This is a genomic window from Luteimonas sp. A501, assembly GCF_054052085.1.
This window is the reverse complement of the sequence record NZ_JBSVRI010000018.1, coordinates 1-2778: the sequence shown is the minus strand read 5'-3', so window position 1 is coordinate 2778 and position 2778 is coordinate 1. Positions and strand designations below refer to the sequence as shown.

4 protein-coding genes are annotated in these 2778 nt (G+C 56.1%); all 4 read left to right on the top strand.

Features of this window, described 5'->3' with window-relative positions:
- Positions 1-352: 352 nt before the first annotated feature.
- The 4 genes from ACW7G5_RS14645 (at position 353) to ACW7G5_RS14630 (ending at position 2608) form a co-directional block, all read left to right on the top strand.
- Positions 353-847, top strand: a complete 495-nt coding sequence (locus ACW7G5_RS14645) for a hypothetical protein (protein ID WP_457005731.1) — start codon at positions 353-355, stop codon at positions 845-847.
- A 72-nt stretch (positions 848-919) separates the two neighbouring features.
- Positions 920-1327, top strand: a complete 408-nt coding sequence (locus tag ACW7G5_RS14640) for a hypothetical protein (RefSeq protein WP_457005729.1) — start codon at positions 920-922, stop codon at positions 1325-1327.
- Positions 1328-1417: 90 nt separating this feature from the next.
- Positions 1418-1786, top strand: coding sequence for a hypothetical protein (locus ACW7G5_RS14635; RefSeq protein WP_457005728.1), 369 nt, complete (start codon positions 1418-1420; stop codon positions 1784-1786).
- A 411-nt stretch (positions 1787-2197) separates the two neighbouring features.
- Positions 2198-2608 carry an enhanced serine sensitivity protein SseB C-terminal domain-containing protein gene (locus ACW7G5_RS14630; protein ID WP_457005726.1) on the top strand — a complete coding sequence of 137 codons (411 nt, stop codon included), beginning with the start codon at positions 2198-2200 and terminating at the stop codon, positions 2606-2608.
- Positions 2609-2778 lie beyond the last annotated feature (170 nt).

Sequence of the window (2778 nt, the reverse complement as noted above, 5' to 3'; positions counted from 1 at the left end):
CACCGTTGGCTCTCGTGTCATTGCATATCGCTTTCCGGACGGCTCATGGCGGGTTTCGCAGTTGCCGCTCCAGGGTTCCAGCAGTGGGCCCTAACAATTCATTCAAGCCGAAGCCGCTTCGCGGCTCGGCTTAATTCAGGCGTTAGAGGTCATTGGGGAGACCGTCGTGGCTCGATCAATTCTGCATATGCTATTCGCGTGCATTCTGCTTCTTCCATCGGTCGCTTCTGCCGATCCTGAGCCAAACGTTGTCGCGTTCGTAGGTCGCCTCATCAGCATCAAGAAGGCGCCGGACGACTGCCCCAAGCCTGAGGCGTCAGACGAGTCGCCTGCCCTAGACCGCATTTGCAGCATGGATGCGCTGTTTGAGGCCAAGTACGAGGTGCTGAACGTCCTCAGCGGATCCATTGGCACAAAGGAGATCTCGTTCAGTGTCGCTGACCATTACGGATTCCCTCGCTTCGCTGACTACCTGAACGCCTTGCTGTTCGTTAGAGTCGATCCAAGTGGAAACTGGCTAGAGAAGTATCAGGGCTACCCCGTTCACCGCACCACAAGCAATGCTTGGGCGTCTTGCGGAAACCCCTACGATGAGCGAGTTGGTGATTCGCCACGCCATCTTCAGTCTCTTTCTTTCGTTAATGATCTTGGTATCGTCGGTGACTTCAGTAGGGATGGAATCACTAAGAGATTCTTCGACGAGAGATACATTTCTGTCGCAGACGGCCGTATCAAGTGCCATACGGGCGTACTCGTTTCTGATCTGTATGAGATCGTACGGACAGGCGTAATGACGGCTCGGGGCATCCAAGTTCCAGAACTTGGTGCTCGCGCGCATGACCTCTAACAATTCGTTCAAGCCGAACCCGCTTCGCGGGTCGGCTTAACTCAGGCGTTAGGCATCAGGGGAGGATTCGTCGTGGATCAACAGAAGTGCATTGCGCTAAAGAGGGAACTGGAAACCAAGCCTGAGCCGCAGTTGGTACAGCTGGAGCGGTTCTTTGATGGAAACGACGATGAAGGTTCGATTGGATGCAACCTCGTCCCCCATCCCGGCATTCCATTATTCCGAGACACGTTGCTTGGATTGCTGCAGCGACAAGATGTCACGGCCGTCTATGCGTTGATCACAGAGCTCGACCCTGGCGATGACGCGTGGCCCTTCACAGATACGGTTCTAGTGGCAGGCACGATCAAACCCGAAGTACTTAGTGATGCCCTAGCTGCCCTTCAGCCTGACTACGTCACCTCGGCAGACCCAGATGAACTTGGCAAGCTGGAGATTGATCAGCCTGTTACCGTAGCTGTTACGGCATGGTGGGACTGATGCCTAACCATGCGTTCAAGCCGAAGCCGCTTCGCGGCTCGGCTTAACTTAGGTGTTAGGCGCCAGATGGAGGAAGTCGTGAACTGGAGGATGGTCGCGCTCTACGCTCTCGCACTCTTTGTTGCACAAGTTGCGATCGGCTTTCTAGAAGGCTCACTCGGGGGCATCGGCACCTCGCAGCTGTTCGCAAGTGCTGCCGTATCTTTTTTAGCGTGTGGCGCAATCTTCGCCCATTTGGCCGCTAAACAGTTCTTCAAGCCTTTCGTCCATGCATGGGTTGCGCTGATTCTTCAGGGCCTCGCTGGGGCTGTTCTTCTGTTTGCTCTGACTCGCCGCTTCGACAGCGTTCCACCCATAGCTCTCGCTATCGAGTGGCTAGTGTTGGTATGTGCGCTTATGGCGGGCACTTTGCTTGGCACATCTTGGCGGCGCCGCACCGGGCAACCGGCTGGTGCCTAACAATTCATTCAAGCCGACGCCGCTTCGCGGCGCGGCTTAATTCAGGCGTTAGGCCCCATGCGACACATCTTCGCAATCTTCTTGACAGTCCTTCTGGCGTCTTGCAGCCAGGTTGCACCTGATGATGCTCGGCGTCTCGCGTATGAGCGCTTGGCTGGGATGCGAGACGGTCCGTCGCTGACTGGCAACGATCTGCTCCAGGCGTTGGTAGTTACGAGGCACGGTAGTGGGACGTACCTCGTTGAGCTGCGAGATGAGATACGTGGTCTTATGTGGACCGTGAGTGTTCAACCATCGGGCCACTCCGAGATCTCACGGATGGCGATTGATGGATAGGGCAATGGGGCCTAACAATCATTCAAGCCGATGCCGCTTCGCGGCACGGCTTAATTCTGGCGTTAGGGGCACTTCATGCGTATCGCAATCTTGCTGTTTTCTTTGCTGGCCCTGTTCGGCTGCGCCACGAGTCATCTCGGACCGCAGAAGTCGCCGGAGTACTTCGTCACCCCGAGCGTCTTTTACCTATCCGAAGCTACGGGTGAATTCTCAGACACCGTTAAGAGCGCGGTCTCTCCCACATTGCGATCGGCCCCAGACGTGGAGCGAGCGTTCTTGGTTAACTTCGAGTACCCAGATGGAACAGAGGGCGTATGCCTTTGCCTAGCACCGGGTTCCGCTGAGTCCATGGCTATTGCCGAGAAGGTTGGTGAGGCCTTCGGACCAATCGCAGAGCAGGGCGTTAACTTGGACATCATGTTCATCAGCGAAGAATCACTGCACATGGTGGAGCGGGTTGCCAAGCCATTCTATGTGCGCCCCTAACAATTCATTCAAGCCGACACCGCTTCGCGGCGCGGCTTAATTCAAGTGTTAGGCGGCACACGACCAATGCAGCAACTTAATGTCTTCTCTCACACCGCTACCGCGTTCTGCCAATGGGCGGAAGGCAGTCCGGCGCTGCCGGACGACGAAGCCGATACCGCGCTTAGGCT

Bases quoted from the DNA above. Each gene is read 5' to 3' on its own strand.
- ACW7G5_RS14635 (WP_457005728.1), top strand. From the start codon at position 1,418: ATGGTCGCGCTCTACGCTCTCGCACTCTTTGTTGCACAAGTTGCGATC.
- ACW7G5_RS14630 (WP_457005726.1), top strand. From the start codon at position 2,198: ATGCGTATCGCAATCTTGCTGTTTTCTTTGCTGGCCCTGTTCGGCTGC.
- ACW7G5_RS14645 (WP_457005731.1), top strand. From the start codon at position 353: ATGGATGCGCTGTTTGAGGCCAAGTACGAGGTGCTGAACGTCCTCAGC.